The organism is Citrobacter sp. Igbk 17 (assembly GCF_028069775.1).
GTDB lineage: Bacteria > Pseudomonadota > Gammaproteobacteria > Enterobacterales > Enterobacteriaceae > Citrobacter.
The window spans coordinates 121,483-135,166 of the sequence record NZ_JANEWI010000003.1 but is presented as its reverse complement, the minus strand read 5'-3'; the positions used below and the strand labels follow the sequence as shown (position 1 = coordinate 135,166).

Sequence of the window (13,684 nt, the reverse complement as noted above, 5' to 3'; positions counted from 1 at the left end):
AAATGCGAGGCAATGTCGTGGATAAGGAACTACTGGATGCAGGTTACCGGGCCTATACCGGCGAGAAGATCGATGTCTATTTCAACACGGGGATGTGCCAACATTCGGGCAATTGCGTTCGGGGAAGCGCAAAACTTTTCAACCTGAAGCGTAAACCGTGGATCATCCCGGATGAAGTCGATGTTGCGACGGTTATCAGGGTTATTGATACCTGTCCGAGTGGTGCGCTGAAGTATCGCCAGAAATAAGTGAGGGAACCATGGAAATTCTTGCAGGCCATAACAAGTTTTATGTCAACGATGCTGAAGGCAAGCAGGTCGCCGAGATTGTTTTTGTGCCGACAGGCGAGCATCTGAGCATCATTGAGCATACCGATGTTGACCCCAGTCTGAAAGGTCAGGGCGTGGGTAAACGGCTGGTGGCGAAGGTGGTGGAGAAAATGCGCGCCGAAAACCGCAAAGTGATCCCGCTGTGTCCGTTTGCCAAACATGAGTTTGATAAAACGCGCGAGTACGACGATATTCGCGCCTGAAGACTGATTTCCGCCGGATAGTCTTATCCGGCACATCACTGCCGATGCAGCAGATCCTGATATATCCCCGTCAGTACTCCTTGTGGGCCAAACTCTTTTTTAATCCACTGCGTTACGCGACCGGTTGCCGCGTGCTGGGTTGCCAACAGCATGCGTGAATCCTGACGAGGGTTATGGATCTGTCGCGTGACCAGCAGCGACTTTTCCATCGCTTCGCGTACCATATAGTCCGGTAAAAAACCGATGCCTTCACCCAGAATCTGGCACTGACACTTGGTATTAAAATCAGGAACCAGAATCGACTCCTGCCCGTGCAGCAACCAGCCGACCTTCTTGTTGATGGTGTGCGCGGTGTCCTCCACCATAATGTTTGGGTACAGACGCAACTGACTTTCTGAAATTGGCTCAGGCATAAACGCCAGTGGGTGATCCGGTGCGATAGCAAACGACCAGCGGATCGCGCCGATTTCGGTGTAATCAATCCCACCGCCGTCCAGCAGGGTATCGGGCGCGCCAATAGCGATATTGGCCAGGTTATTGATGATCGAGTCCCAGACGCCGTTATAGACCTCGGTGGTCACGGTTATCTGGCAGGTCGGAAACTGCTTTTTGAGCACCTGTAACAGCCGGGCAGTGTGCTGTGGGGTATACAACAGCTGGTTAATGCAAATGCGCACCCTGGCTTCAATCCCCTGGGCGATGGTATCGATGCTGCGCTTGATAGCGTGGAAGTCATTCAGCAGGTCGGTTGCTTTGCGAAAGAAGTAGCGACCGGACTCAGTGAGCTCAATGCTGCGGGTACTGCGGGTAAACAGCACCACATCGAGTCCCATCTCCATGCGTTTGATGGTGTAGCTGATGGCCGACGTTGTTAAGCCAAGCTCCTCAGCGGCCTTGCTGAAACTGCTATAGCGTGCTGCCATCGTAAAGGCCAGCAGGTTTTCCTCGGTAAAAATTGAATTCATCCGTTCTCCCCTCAGGCCATGCGGCGATGTCCACGATACGATGATTGTTGAATGTATTTGTAATCCTTATCGAGAGCAATCAGTTTTGAACAGAATTTAACACTAGAGTTACATTTGATTTGAAGGCAATCACACTTCTGTATTTTAGTTGCGACCCGCTATTCGTGCTGCATACCGCCTGATTTCCCCAGGCTCTGATTCGCCGCTAAAACGGCTTCAGTCATAAGGGAAAGATTGCACTACAGCACGTTTTACTCTCATTGTTAAATTTGATTCAACAATCGACACGCTTACGATGAATGAAATTTAAGCGGATGTTATTCTCTAAACTCTGTTGCTATTCTCAGGTTATCGGAAATATGAAGAGTCTAAAAAACTGCAGGAGAGTGATTATGTCAGAGAAAGAACTTATTACTGAATTTCTGCTGGCGGCAGAACAGGGTAACGCCGAAGGATTAAAATCCTGTCTGGAAAAAAATGTGGATATTAATGCCACCAACCGCCAGGGCCGTACTGCCATTATTATTGCCAGCCTGAATAAACATTATGACTGCGTTTCTTTATTGATTGCTGCCGGTGCTGATATTAATAAACAAGATCAAACCTGTTTTAATCCATTTCTGATTAGCTGCCTGACAAATGATTTAACACTGCTGCGCACGGTATTACCGGCTAACCCGGATCTTGAGCGCCTGAGTCGTTTTGGCGGTGTCGGCATTACGCCTGCCAGTGAGAAAGGTCATGTTGAGATCGTGCGCGAGCTGCTGCTGCGTACCGATATTAACGTCAACCACACTAATTTCGTTGGCTGGACGCCGCTGCTGGAAGCTATCGTACTTAATGACGGTGGTGCGAAGCAGCAGGAAATCGTCAAGCTGCTGCTCGACCATGGCGCGAACCCGCACATGACGGATAAATACGGTAAAACCCCGCTAGAGCTGGCGAGGGAAAAGGGGTATCACGAAATTGCCGAGCTGCTGATTGCCGCCGGAGCCTGACAGAGGAGCGCCGCTATCGCCACGCCATCACGGCGATGCGTTCGGGCGCTAACCGCAGACGGCGCGTTTCTTTCATTCCGGGGAACCGGGCGAGTAGAACAGGTATTTTCCCGCGCGGTGAATCTGTTCATACCCGAGCAGCAGCGATTATTGACGTTACTGAGTGAAGGCTGTGATAACGCGCCCAATAGCTGTCGGCTGGCGCTGACGCATTGTGAAGACCTGTTTCATCCCGGTGAGCCGGTCAGTTTTACCGAATCAGGGATTGTCGTTGGTAAGGATAAGTGGATAGAGACTTCCGGGTGCCTGCCGTGGCGAATGCCACAGTGGACGCCAGATGCAACCGCGTTCTCAGTTATTCGGTGGCAGCGCTGGGAAGAGGATATCCGCCAACAGCTTAAAAACGACGACACCTTATTTCTGTACCAGGGTGACAACCCGTTTTATCAGGAAATCACCCGTGAACTACTACAGCGTCGCCAGACATTAATGACGGCGCTGAAAACAGGAGCAAATATCTCTGCTGCCGTCAGCCGTTTAATTGGTCTGGGTATTGGGCTGACGCCATCATCCGATGATTATTTAGTGGGTCTAAGTACCATCTTATTTATTCCAGGGCACCCGCTGGAAAAATATCGGAGAGAGTTTTCAGCCGCCTTACAGCGTGACGGAAATAATACGACATTACTCAGTAAAATTACGCTGGAGGAGGCTTTTCATCAGCGCTATCGGGAAAGTGTCGCACGACTGCTGAACCATATTATTAATGAGCAACAACACGTTTCTACGCAATATATAACTGATATTAAAAATATCGGCTCAAGTTCTGGCTGCGACATGCTATACGGCATGGCGGATGCCTGCGCCCTGAGCCACAGGTCCGGAGGGAATTATGTCGATCAGGATAGTTGTTAAAAAGAATACGTATTTTGATTCTGTCTCACTGATGTCTATTTCAACACGCGCAAATAAGCTCGATGGTGTGGAGCAGGCGTTCGTGGCAATGGCGACAGAAATGAACAAGGGCGTGCTGAAGAATCTTGGCTTGCTTACGCCTGAGCTGGAAGACGCGAAGAGTGGCGATCTGATGATTGTCATTAAAGGCGCGAGTGAAGCGGCGAACGAGCAGACGCTGGTGGCGATTGAGGATCTGTTCACGCATAAAGAGCAGGGCGGTCAGCATGAAGCGCGCTACGCCACGCTCGCCAGTGCTAAAAAACACGTACCTGACAGCAACCTGGCGGTTATCTCGGTTAACGGTCTGTTTGCCGCACGTGAGGCACGTCAGGCACTGCAAAATAACCTCAATGTGATGCTGTTCTCAGACAACGTTTCTCTTGAGGACGAACTGGCACTTAAGCAGCTGGCACACGAAAAAGGGCTGTTGATGATGGGGCCAGACTGCGGGACCGCCATTATTAACGGCGCGGCGCTGTGTTTTGGTAATGCGGTACGTCGCGGCAACATTGGCATTGTGGGGGCATCCGGTACCGGTAGCCAGGAACTGAGCGTGCGTATTCATGAGTTTGGCGGCGGTATTTCCCAACTGATCGGCACGGGTGGACGCGATCTAAGCGAGAAAATTGGTGGTCTGATGATGCTTGACGCGATGGGCATGTTGGAAGCCGATCCGCAAACCGAAATCATTGCACTGATCTCCAAACCGCCTGCGCCTGCGGTGGCCCGCAAGGTACTGGAACGCGCACGTGCCTGCCGCAAACCGGTCGTGGTCTGTTTCCTCGGACGTGATGCCGCTCCTGCGGATGAAGCGGGGCTGCAGTTCGCACGTGGCACAAAAGAAGCTGCGCTGAAAGCGGTACTGCTGACGGGTGTGAAAAAGGAGACTCTGGACCTGCATCCGCTGAACTGGCCGCTGATTGAAGAGGTCCGCGCCTGTCTGACGCCACAGCAAAAGTACATTCGTGGGCTGTTCTGTGGCGGCACGCTGTGCGATGAAGCGATGTTTGCCGCAATGGAAAAACATGCCGAAGTATACAGCAACATTCATCCGGACCCGGCATTCCGTCTACAGGATCTCAACCGCAGTATCGCACATACCTTCCTCGATTTCGGTGATGATGATTTCACCAACGGTAAACCGCATCCGATGATCGATCCAACCAACCGTATTAGTCGCCTGTTGCAGGAAGCGCGCGATCCTGAAGTTGGCGTGATCGTGATGGATTTCGTCCTCGGCTTTGGATCGCACGAAGATCCGGTTGGCGTAATGCTCGAGGCGATCGTTGAAGCCAAAGCGATCGCCGCGGCAGAGGGGCGTCCGCTTGAAATTCTCGGCTATGTGCTGGGAACCGATCAGGATACACCGTCACTGGAAAAACAGTGCCAGATGCTGACCGATGCCGGGGTTATCTGGGCGAGCAGTAGCACCAACACCGGATTGCTGGCGCGTGAATTTATCTGTAAAGGGGAGGAAGCCTGATGAGCCAGACACTGTTTAACCAGCCGCTGAATGTGATTAACGTTGGCATCGCGATGTTCAGCGATGACCTGAAAAAGCAGAACGTACCTGTGACCCAACTCGACTGGACTCCGCCAGGGCAGGGCAACATGCAGGTGGTCGCGGCGCTGGATCAGATTGCCGATTCTCCGCTGGCAGACAAAATTGCTGCCGCTAATCAGCTGGCGCTGGAACGCATTATCCAGTCACATCCGGTGCTGGTGGGGTATGACCAGGCCATTAACGTGGTGCCGGGCATGACCCGTAACACCATCCTGCACGCCGGGCCGCCAATCCGTTGGGAAAAAATGTGCGGTGCGATGAAAGGGGCGGTCACCGGGGCGCTGGTATTTGAAGGGCTGGCAAAAGATCTGGATGAAGCCGCCGAACTGGCGGCTTCTGGAGAAATTATCTTCTCCCCATGCCACGAACATGACTGTGTGGGATCGATGGCGGGCGTCACCTCTGCCTCAATGTTCATGCACATCGTTGAGAACAAAACCTACGGCAACCGCGCATATACCAATATGAGCGAGCAGATGGCGAAGATCCTGCGTATGGGGGCGAACGATCAGAGCGTTATCGATCGTCTGAACTGGATGCGCGATGTGATGGGCCCAATGCTGCGTGATGCCATGAAGCTGGCGGGTGAAATCGATCTGCGTCTGATGTTGGCGCAGGCGCTGCACATGGGGGATGAATGTCATAACCGCAACAATGCCGGTACCGCACTGCTGATTCAGGCGCTGACGCCGTGGATCATTCAGACCGGCTATCCGGTTGAGCAACAGCGGGAAGTGTTCGAGTTTGTCCTCAGCAGCGATTACTTCTCCGGCCCGACCTGGATGGCGATGTGTAAAGCGGCGATGGACGCTGCACACGGTATCGAATACAGCACCGTGGTGACGACGATGGCGCGTAACGGTGTTGAGTTCGGTTTGCGCATCAGTGGTTTACCGGGTCAATGGTTTACCGGTCCGGCGCAGCAGGTGATTGGTCCGATGTTTGCGGGCTATAAGCCGGAAGATTCCGGGCGCGATATCGGCGATAGCGCGATTACCGAAACCTACGGGATTGGTGGTTTCGCGATGGCGACGGCACCGGCCATCGTGGCGCTGGTGGGCGGTACGGTTGAAGAAGCCGTCGACTTCTCTCGCCAGATGCGTGAAATCACGTTGGGTGAAAACCCGAACGTCACCATTCCGTTGCTCGGTTTTATGGGGGTACCAACGGCTATCGATATTACGCGCGTAGGTAGTACCGGTATTCTGCCGGTGATCAATACTGCGATTGCGCACAAAGATGCCGGGATCGGCATGATCGGTGCCGGAATTGTACACCCGCCGTTCGCCTGTTTTGAAAAGGCGATCCTCAACTGGCGTGACCGCTACTGCTCATAACAATAACCGGGGCTAACACCGTTAGCCCCACGGTAGCGAAGCGAAAAACGTTGCTTACCTGCAGGGCTGGGCGATCTCCGTGATCGCAAACGATGCTTAACCTGTAAAGGATATTCCATGAACAGCATAAAACTAGAATGGAAACGTGGTGACTGGGCGGCTTACTTCGGGCTAATGACCAACAACCTGACTAACCTGCTGACAATGATGGGGCTGCTCATTTTTGTTGTCGGCATCCCGACTGAAATAGTTTACGGCCGCATTGCGCCCGCCTTTGGTCTGGCGGTGCTGGTGGCCAGTATCTGCTACGCATGGTTTGGTTTGCAGATGGCAAAACACACCGGCCGTAATGATGTAACGGCGTTGCCGTCCGGTCCCAGCGCACCGTCAATCTTTACCGTGACGTTCCTGGTGCTGATGCCGGTTTATCAGCAAACCAAAGATGCTAACTTCGCCATCCAGATAGCACTGGTATGGTGCTTTGTGGAAGCGTTGATCCTGGTGGGCGGCTCCTTCCTGGGCGAGACCATCCGCAAGATGATCCCGCGTACGGTACTGCTCTCCTGTTTATCCGGTCTGGGTCTGCTGCTGTTGGCGATGAACCCCATGCTGCAGGCGTTTGAAGCGCCAACCGTTTCTTTCATCGTCCTGTTGCTGATTTTCATCAACTGGTTCGGTAAGAAACCGATTTTTGCCCGCATTCCGACCGGTTTGCTGCTGCTGATTGCCGGTACGGCCCTGGCATGGATCTCCGGTCTGCAAAGCCCGGAAGCGATTAAAGCCTCGATGTCGTCTTTTGGCTTTAACCCGCCAGAAATCCATGTCGACAGCTTCCTGCAAGGATTACCGCATGCGCTGCCGTATCTGGCTTCTGCAGTTCCGCTGGGTCTGGCGAACTATATTTTTGACCTCGAGAACATTGAAAGTGCGCACGCCGCGGGCGATGAGTACAACACCCGTAAAGTTATGATGGCGAACGGTTTTGCCTCCATGCTTGGCTGCATGTTGGGTAACCCGTTCCCGGTGACTGTGTATGTTGGGCACGCGGGCTGGAAAGCAATGGGTGCCAGCATCGGTTATACCCTGGCATCTGGTATCACCATGTTCCTGGTACCGCTGTTTGGGCTGGGCGCGTTTATGCTCGCCATTATTCCGATGACTGCGATAGTGCCGATTCTGGTGTTTATCGGCGTGGTAACCGCCAACCAGGTGGTACGAGAAACCCCCAAAGTCGAGGTTCCCGTCATCTTCATTTGTCTGTTCCCGTGGATTGCCAACTGGGCGTTGACCATCGTTAACAGCGTAATGGGGGCCGCCGGAACCTCTGCGGGGAAACTGGGCAGTGACCTGCTGCACAGTAAAGGCGTGTACTACGACGGGCTGGTGCATCTGGGAAGCGGTGCGCCGCTGGCCAGTATGCTGTGGGGCTGTGTCGCTATCTTCGCCATTATGAACAAGCCGTTACGTGGGGCGATTGCCGCCGCCTTCGGTGCACTGCTGTCGCTGTTTGGTGTGATTCACTCCCCGGCAGTGGGTTTTGCCGAAGGCAGCTCGATGATGTTTGTTGTGGCCTACCTGATGATGAGCGGCATGTTCGTCGTCAAACATATTCTCGACAGTCGTGAAGCGGCTACTGCGCCTGAGCAGGAACCGACGAAAACAACCTGAATCGCCTGCAAGCGGAAGAAAATACGATGAAAGAACTTGTGGTCGTTGCCATTGGCGGCAACAGCATTATCAAAGATAACGCCAGCCAGTCTATTGAGCACCAGGCTGAAGCGGTGAAAGCGGTGGCGGACACGGTGCTGGAGATGTTGGCATCGGACTACAACATTGTGCTGACACACGGTAACGGGCCGCAGGTGGGGCTGGATCTACGGCGTGCTGAAATCGCGCACGAACGCGAAGGCTTGCCGCTCACTCCGCTGGCAAACTGCGTCGCTGATACTCAGGGCGGTATTGGCTACCTGATCCAACAGGCGCTGAATAACCGTCTGGCGCGACGCGGTGAGCAGAAAGCGGTGACGGTGGTTACGCAGGTAGAAGTCGACAAGAACGATCCTGGGTTTGCGAATCCAACCAAGCCTATCGGCGCATTCTTCAGTGAAGCTCAGCGTGACGAGCTGCTGCGGGTTAATCCGGGTTGGCGGTTTGTAGAGGATTCCGGGCGCGGTTACCGGCGGGTTGTGGCTTCCCCTGAACCCAAACGTATTGTTGAAGCAGAGGCTATCAAAACGCTGACTCAGCAAGGTTTTGTGGTGATTGGCGCAGGCGGCGGCGGGATCCCGGTAGTCCGTAGTGAGCAAGGGGATTATCACAGCGTGGACGCAGTGATTGATAAAGATCTCTCTACTGCGCTGCTGGCGCAGGAGATCCGCGCCGACATTCTGGTGATCACCACTGGCGTAGAGAAAGTGTGTATTCACTTTGGCAATCCCAACCAGCAGGCGCTGGACACAGTGGATATCGCGGCAATGACCCGTTACATGCAGGAAGGTCACTTCCCGCCAGGCAGCATGCTACCCAAAATTATCGCCAGCCTGACGTTCCTGGCTCGTGGCGGTAAGCGGGTGATCATCACCACGCCGGAATGCCTGCCTGCCGCACTGCGCGGTGAAACGGGTACCCACATTGTCCATTCCTGAGAGGAGATGCGAATGAAGGAAAGTAACAGCCGCCGCGAATTTTTAAGTCAGAGCGGAAAAATGGTCACTGCTGCTGCGCTGTTTGGCGCAGTAGCACCAGTCGCGTATGCTGCTAATCCTGTCGGGACAGCCTACGGGGCGAAGAACACCATGACGATTAACGATAAACACTACTACCTTGATAACGTTCTGCTGGAAGCGGGATTTGATTACGAAAATGCCGTGGTGGTACATACCCGTACTGCACTGCAAACCGTTGAAATTCAGGACGGGAAGATTGTTGCGCTGCACGAGAATAAGCAGCATTCGGATGCGGCTCTGCCGCATTACGATGCGGGCGGAAAGCTCATGCTACCCGCGATGCGCGATATGCACATTCATCTGGATAAAACCTTTTACGGTGGCCCGTGGCGCTCATTGAACCGTCCGGCGGGCACCACCATTCAGGATATGATCCGCCTGGAACAAAAGCTGCTACCTGAACTGCAGCCTTATACTCAGGAGCGAGCGGAAAAGCTTATCGATCTACTGCAATCAAAAGGGACATCGATTGCCCGCAGCCACTGTAATATTGAGCCAGTTTCTGGGTTGAAAAATCTGGAGAACTTGCAGGCGGTACTGGCGCGTCGTCAGCCCGGTTTCGCTTGTGAAATCGTGGCGTTTCCCCAGCATGGTCTGCTGTTATCGAAGTCTGAACCGCTGATGCGTGAAGCAATGCAGGCGGGGGCACAGTACGTGGGCGGTCTGGACCCGACCAGCGTTGATGGGGCCATGGAAAAATCCCTCGACACCATGTTCCAGATTGCGCTCGATTACAATAAAGGTGTGGATATCCATTTGCATGAAACCAGCCCGGCAGGTGTGGCGGCGGTAAATTACATGGTGGAGACGGTGGAGAAAACGCCACAGCTGAAGGGCAAACTGACCATCAGCCATGCTTTCGCATTGGCAACGCTGAACGAACAGCAGGTTGATGCGTTGGCAACCCGTATGGCGGCGCAGCAGATTACCATTGCCTCGACGGTACCTATCGGCACCTTGCACATGCCGCTGAAACAGCTGCGTGATAAAGGCGTGGAGGTGATTACCGGCACCGACAGCGTGATTGACCACTGGTCGCCGTATGGGCAGGGGGATATGCTGGAGAAAGCCAATCTGTATGCTCAGCTGTATATTCGCCCGAACGAACTCAACCTGTCGCGCGCGCTATTCCTCGCCACAGGTGATGTACTGCCGCTGAACGATAAAGGCGAACGTGTGTGGCCGAAAGCACAGGATGATGCAAGTTTTGTGCTGGTCGATGCGTCCTGCTCTGCGGAAGCGGTTGCGAGGATTTCCCCTCGTACCGCGACCTTCCACAAAGGGCAGTTAGTGTGGGGAAGCGTCGCAAGCTAGTCCTGCTACACGCGCAGCGGCACAGGTTGCTGCGCGTTTCCCTCTGTTGGCTGTTAACCGACGATCCCCAGATAGCCGTGAATCCCCATGTAGAGTCCGACCATGCCGATGAGTGCGCTGGAAAAATAGGGCGCTTTACGCGCCAGTGTGTTAAATCCGCTCCAGCGCTTCGCCGCCTGTTGTACGCTGATAGCCGCGCCAACCCCTACCGTTACCAGCGTTATCGCCAGTCCGAGGCTAAAGCACAGCACCATCGTTGCCCCCAGCGTAAAGGCTTTGAGCTGGATACAAATCAGTAAGACGGTAATAGCCGCAGGACACGGGATCAGGCCACCGGTCAGACCAAACAGTAAAATTTGCCCGTTGGTCACCTCTTTACCCTGAAAACGGCGCTGGATATCGTTGGCATGCGCGCGTTCGTGCGCGTCCTGATACTCTTTCGAACCCTCGCTCAGCCCTGCCAACGCGGCATGGTTATGATCGTGGCCATGTTCGTGATGATGGTGGTGATCGTGATCGTGGTCATGTTCGTGATGATGGTGATGAGCGTGGTCATGGTCATGGTCGTGATCATGATGATGGTCGTGATGTGTTTGAGTCAGCCAGTTCTGCTCGCCTTGCCAGGTCCGCCAGAACATCCAGAATGCAGTGCCCAAAATAATGATCGCAGAGACAAATTGTAGCCAGGGTTCAACGGCCTGGGCCGTGAACGCTTTGCTGATATACATTCCGCCGAGTGCAATCAACCATACTATGGCCGTATGCGACAGGGTAGCCGCCAGCCCCAGCATCACTGCCTGCTTGATAGTCCCCTTTATGGCGATAATAAACGCCGCCATCATTGTCTTTGAATGTCCCGGTTCCAGGCCGTGTAACACCCCCAATAAAATTGCACTGGGAATGAAGAACCAGGCGTTGCCTTGCTGAAGAAGCGTAGAAAATTCACCCATGAGAATGATTCTTAGTTGTCTAATTTCGCTTGATTCTACTCCCCCCCAGTATCAAATACTACCCCCCAGTAGAACGTCGATGGTATTGTCGCTACGGATTTACGTTAATTAAGGTAATGCTATGTCACATACGATCCGCGACAAACAGAAGCTCAAAGCCCGTGCCAGTAAGATTCAGGGCCAGGTAGTGGCGTTGAAAACTATGCTTGATGAACCGCATGAATGCGCGGCTGTGTTACAGCAAATTGCGGCGATCCGCGGTGCGGTAAACGGATTAATGCGTGAGGTGATTAAAGGCCATCTGACCGAGCATATTGTGCATCAGGGCGATGAAATAAAGCGTGAAGAGGATTTGGATGTGGTCCTGAAGGTATTGGATTCTTACATCAAGTAAGGCGGGGTGCGGCTCATCCACGCAATGATGAATGAGCCGTTGATAACGTCATTTAGCCAAAAAACATCACCGATACGCACAACAGACCGACAATCAGGGTGATCAGGTTCCCCACTGAACGATACGGCTTCAGCGCCGGGATCAGATAGGTCGATAAAGTCGGCATGATAAACAAAATCATGGCAATGAGCGGGCCACTGATCGCGTAAATCATTGAAATGGCATTAGGGTTAATGCAGCAGATGATAAACGTGATGGCCGAAACCAACATAATGGACAGGGCGCGGTTAAAGGCCCGGCTTTTCTTCACGCCTACCTGATGCAGCGACGTTTTTACGACTTCTGTCGCCCCTTCAATCACGCCAAAGTAGGTGCCGAGGAACGATTTTGACATCGCCACCACGGCAACGATAATCCCGGAAATCGACAACCATGCCGGTGCGTTGGGCATCATCGACAGCGCCGAAAGGATGGTTACACCCTCATGTTTGGCATCTTCAATGTAGTTTGCCGGGATAGAAAGCAGACAGCTAAAGACGAAAAACAGTACGCTCAGGCAGATGATGACGTAGGCGACCTTCATGATTTTTTTGCATTTACCCATGGCCTGCTCGCCGTATTTCTCGCGTCTGTCGATGGCAAACGTGGAGATAATGGGCGTATGGCTAAAAGCGAAAACCATCACGGGGATCGAGATCCATACCTGATGCAGCGTGTGCTGATCGAAAGACATCTGGCCGGTGAGAAGCGTCGGCTGCCAGCTTCCGGTCAGGTACAGCGAGAGAAACAGAAAGTACGCGATCAGTGGGAATACCAGAAAGCCCATCACCCGGATGGTGGCCTGGCGACCCATCAGGAAAATTAAATTCAGGACCAGCACCACGCCGAGACTTACCAGCATACGAACGCGTAGATCAATCGTGATATGTTTTGCCAACTGTTCGGTGAGTGAATTGGTGATCGCGACAGCGTAGATCAGCACCACCACAAAGAAGGCGATAAAATAAAGCGTCGTGATCAGGCTGCCTATCTTCTTGCCATAGTAGTGGGTGACTGCACCGGTGATCCCTTCACCTGCAGAGGTTTTTGATGACAGGATAAACTGGCACAGCGCCTTGTGTGGCCAGTAGGTTAAAGGCCAGGCGACGAGTGCGGTGATAAAAAGTACCACCGCGCCTGCAGAACCCAGCTGTATGGGGAGGAAGAGGGTTCCTGCGCCGACGGCAGTCCCATATAGTGCGAAGCTCCAGAGAGTCTCTTCTTTTGACCAAAATTTCGACATTATTTGAACGTATCAACTATAAAATAAACAAAAAGAAGCGCAATTTACCACAAATGAGAGGGGCTGGGGGAGGTGTGAACAAGTGGGCTGGTGAATGGATGAATAGCCGGAATTGAGAAAATTCCGACTATTCTTTGAATTATCAGGCAGTAACGCGCTGCTGACGACGCTTCATTACGCGCTCGCGTAATGTGTCATAAGCCCAGTTATAGAACATGGTGTATGGCAGGAAGAACAGGAAGAAACCTATTTCCAGCGTGAATGCCTGAAGCAGGCTAACGTTCAGTACATACGCCACGATGCTGACCCCGATGACGATAAAACCACTCTCGAAGCCTAAGGCGTGAAATGCGCGGACTTTCGCCGTACGTTTGACCTGATGCGACGGCCAAAAGCGGTCAAACAGGGCGTTATAAATGATATTCCAGATCATTGCTGTTGTTGCCAGCAGAATGGTCAGCCCGCCCATTTCCAGTACCGAGCGCTGCATCAACCATGCGGTGGTTGGTGCAAGAATCGCGGTAGCAATGCCCTCAAAACAGACAGCATGAAAAATGCGCTCCACTAACGAGCGGCGTTGGACAGTATCGTGTTGCATAACCTACAAACCTTCTTTGATGCCCGGATAACGGAATGGTGGCAATTTTATCGTTTTATGTGATATC

Annotated in this window: 14 protein-coding genes; 10 read left to right on the top strand and 4 right to left on the bottom strand. The window is 53.1% G+C overall.

Annotation, left to right across the window (positions count from 1 at the left end):
• Positions 1-17: 17 nt before the first annotated feature.
• Both yjdI and NNO08_RS02875 read left to right on the top strand, forming a co-directional pair.
• Entirely contained in the window at positions 18-248 is a 231-nt protein-coding gene (gene yjdI, locus NNO08_RS02880) for a 4Fe-4S mono-cluster protein YjdI (RefSeq protein ID WP_005123368.1), read from the top strand.
• Positions 249-259: 11 nt separating this feature from the next.
• Positions 260-532: a GNAT family N-acetyltransferase gene (locus NNO08_RS02875; protein ID WP_271456150.1), complete on the top strand. Its 273-nt coding sequence runs from the start codon at positions 260-262 to the stop codon at positions 530-532.
• Positions 533-567: 35 nt separating this feature from the next.
• On the opposite strand, the gene NNO08_RS02870 is transcribed toward NNO08_RS02875, so the two are convergent.
• Positions 568-1,497 carry a LysR substrate-binding domain-containing protein gene (locus NNO08_RS02870; protein ID WP_005123372.1) on the bottom strand — a complete coding sequence of 310 codons (930 nt, stop codon included), beginning with the start codon at positions 1,495-1,497 and terminating at the stop codon, positions 568-570.
• 392 nt (positions 1,498-1,889) lie between these two features.
• Between NNO08_RS02870 and NNO08_RS02865 the strand changes: the two genes are divergently transcribed.
• From NNO08_RS02865 to NNO08_RS02835, 7 genes are all read left to right on the top strand, one after another.
• Complete coding sequence (locus tag NNO08_RS02865; RefSeq protein WP_005123373.1) at positions 1,890-2,495, top strand: ankyrin repeat domain-containing protein; 606 nt, start codon at positions 1,890-1,892, stop codon at positions 2,493-2,495.
• 117 nt (positions 2,496-2,612) lie between these two features.
• Entirely contained in the window at positions 2,613-3,410 is a 798-nt protein-coding gene (locus tag NNO08_RS02860) for a DUF2877 domain-containing protein (protein ID WP_271456149.1), read from the top strand.
• The gene (gene fdrA, locus NNO08_RS02855) at positions 3,388-4,935 is read left to right on the top strand and encodes an acyl-CoA synthetase FdrA (protein WP_271456148.1); all 1,548 of its coding nucleotides are present in this window, start codon (positions 3,388-3,390) and stop codon (positions 4,933-4,935) included. The genes NNO08_RS02860 and fdrA overlap by 23 nt, the downstream gene beginning before the upstream one ends.
• Positions 4,935-6,353, top strand: coding sequence for a DUF1116 domain-containing protein (locus NNO08_RS02850; protein ID WP_137382676.1), 1,419 nt, complete (start codon positions 4,935-4,937; stop codon positions 6,351-6,353). The genes fdrA and NNO08_RS02850 overlap by 1 nt, the downstream gene beginning before the upstream one ends.
• 117 nt (positions 6,354-6,470) lie before the next feature.
• Positions 6,471-8,021 carry a xanthine permease gene (locus NNO08_RS02845; protein WP_137382677.1) on the top strand — a complete coding sequence of 517 codons (1,551 nt, stop codon included), beginning with the start codon at positions 6,471-6,473 and terminating at the stop codon, positions 8,019-8,021.
• 26 nt (positions 8,022-8,047) lie between these two features.
• The gene (locus NNO08_RS02840; protein WP_271456147.1) at positions 8,048-8,998 is read left to right on the top strand and encodes a carbamate kinase family protein; all 951 of its coding nucleotides are present in this window, start codon (positions 8,048-8,050) and stop codon (positions 8,996-8,998) included.
• Positions 8,999-9,010: 12 nt separating this feature from the next.
• Positions 9,011-10,393, top strand: coding sequence for an amidohydrolase family protein (locus tag NNO08_RS02835; RefSeq protein ID WP_271456146.1), 1,383 nt, complete (start codon positions 9,011-9,013; stop codon positions 10,391-10,393).
• 53 nt (positions 10,394-10,446) lie between these two features.
• Here the strand turns inward: NNO08_RS02835 and NNO08_RS02830 are convergent, their stop codons facing one another.
• The gene (locus NNO08_RS02830) at positions 10,447-11,343 is read right to left on the bottom strand and encodes a nickel/cobalt efflux protein RcnA (RefSeq protein ID WP_271456145.1); all 897 of its coding nucleotides are present in this window, start codon (positions 11,341-11,343) and stop codon (positions 10,447-10,449) included.
• Positions 11,344-11,464: 121 nt separating this feature from the next.
• Here NNO08_RS02830 and rcnR point away from each other — a divergent pair, with 121 nt between their 5' ends.
• Complete coding sequence (rcnR, locus tag NNO08_RS02825; RefSeq protein ID WP_005123385.1) at positions 11,465-11,737, top strand: Ni(II)/Co(II)-binding transcriptional repressor RcnR; 273 nt, start codon at positions 11,465-11,467, stop codon at positions 11,735-11,737.
• A gap of 52 nt (positions 11,738-11,789) precedes the next feature.
• Here the strand turns inward: rcnR and NNO08_RS02820 are convergent, their stop codons facing one another.
• Both NNO08_RS02820 and NNO08_RS02815 read right to left on the bottom strand, forming a co-directional pair.
• The gene (locus tag NNO08_RS02820) at positions 11,790-13,019 is read right to left on the bottom strand and encodes an amino acid permease (RefSeq protein ID WP_137382681.1); all 1,230 of its coding nucleotides are present in this window, start codon (positions 13,017-13,019) and stop codon (positions 11,790-11,792) included.
• A 142-nt stretch (positions 13,020-13,161) separates the two neighbouring features.
• Positions 13,162-13,617: a multidrug/biocide efflux PACE transporter gene (locus NNO08_RS02815; RefSeq protein WP_271449907.1), complete on the bottom strand. Its 456-nt coding sequence runs from the start codon at positions 13,615-13,617 to the stop codon at positions 13,162-13,164.
• Positions 13,618-13,684: the final 67 nt, after the last annotated feature.

Coding starts and splice junctions, on each gene's coding strand:
- NNO08_RS02875 (WP_271456150.1), top strand. CDS start 260: ATGGAAATTCTTGCAGGCCATAACAAGTTTTATGTCAACGATGCTGAA.
- NNO08_RS02870 (WP_005123372.1), bottom strand. CDS start 1,497: ATGAATTCAATTTTTACCGAGGAAAACCTGCTGGCCTTTACGATGGCA.
- NNO08_RS02865 (WP_005123373.1), top strand. CDS start 1,890: ATGTCAGAGAAAGAACTTATTACTGAATTTCTGCTGGCGGCAGAACAG.
- fdrA (WP_271456148.1), top strand. CDS start 3,388: ATGTCGATCAGGATAGTTGTTAAAAAGAATACGTATTTTGATTCTGTC.
- NNO08_RS02850 (WP_137382676.1), top strand. CDS start 4,935: ATGAGCCAGACACTGTTTAACCAGCCGCTGAATGTGATTAACGTTGGC.
- NNO08_RS02845 (WP_137382677.1), top strand. CDS start 6,471: ATGAACAGCATAAAACTAGAATGGAAACGTGGTGACTGGGCGGCTTAC.
- NNO08_RS02840 (WP_271456147.1), top strand. CDS start 8,048: ATGAAAGAACTTGTGGTCGTTGCCATTGGCGGCAACAGCATTATCAAA.
- NNO08_RS02835 (WP_271456146.1), top strand. CDS start 9,011: ATGAAGGAAAGTAACAGCCGCCGCGAATTTTTAAGTCAGAGCGGAAAA.
- NNO08_RS02830 (WP_271456145.1), bottom strand. CDS start 11,343: ATGGGTGAATTTTCTACGCTTCTTCAGCAAGGCAACGCCTGGTTCTTC.
- rcnR (WP_005123385.1), top strand. CDS start 11,465: ATGTCACATACGATCCGCGACAAACAGAAGCTCAAAGCCCGTGCCAGT.
- NNO08_RS02820 (WP_137382681.1), bottom strand. CDS start 13,019: ATGTCGAAATTTTGGTCAAAAGAAGAGACTCTCTGGAGCTTCGCACTA.
- NNO08_RS02815 (WP_271449907.1), bottom strand. CDS start 13,617: ATGCAACACGATACTGTCCAACGCCGCTCGTTAGTGGAGCGCATTTTT.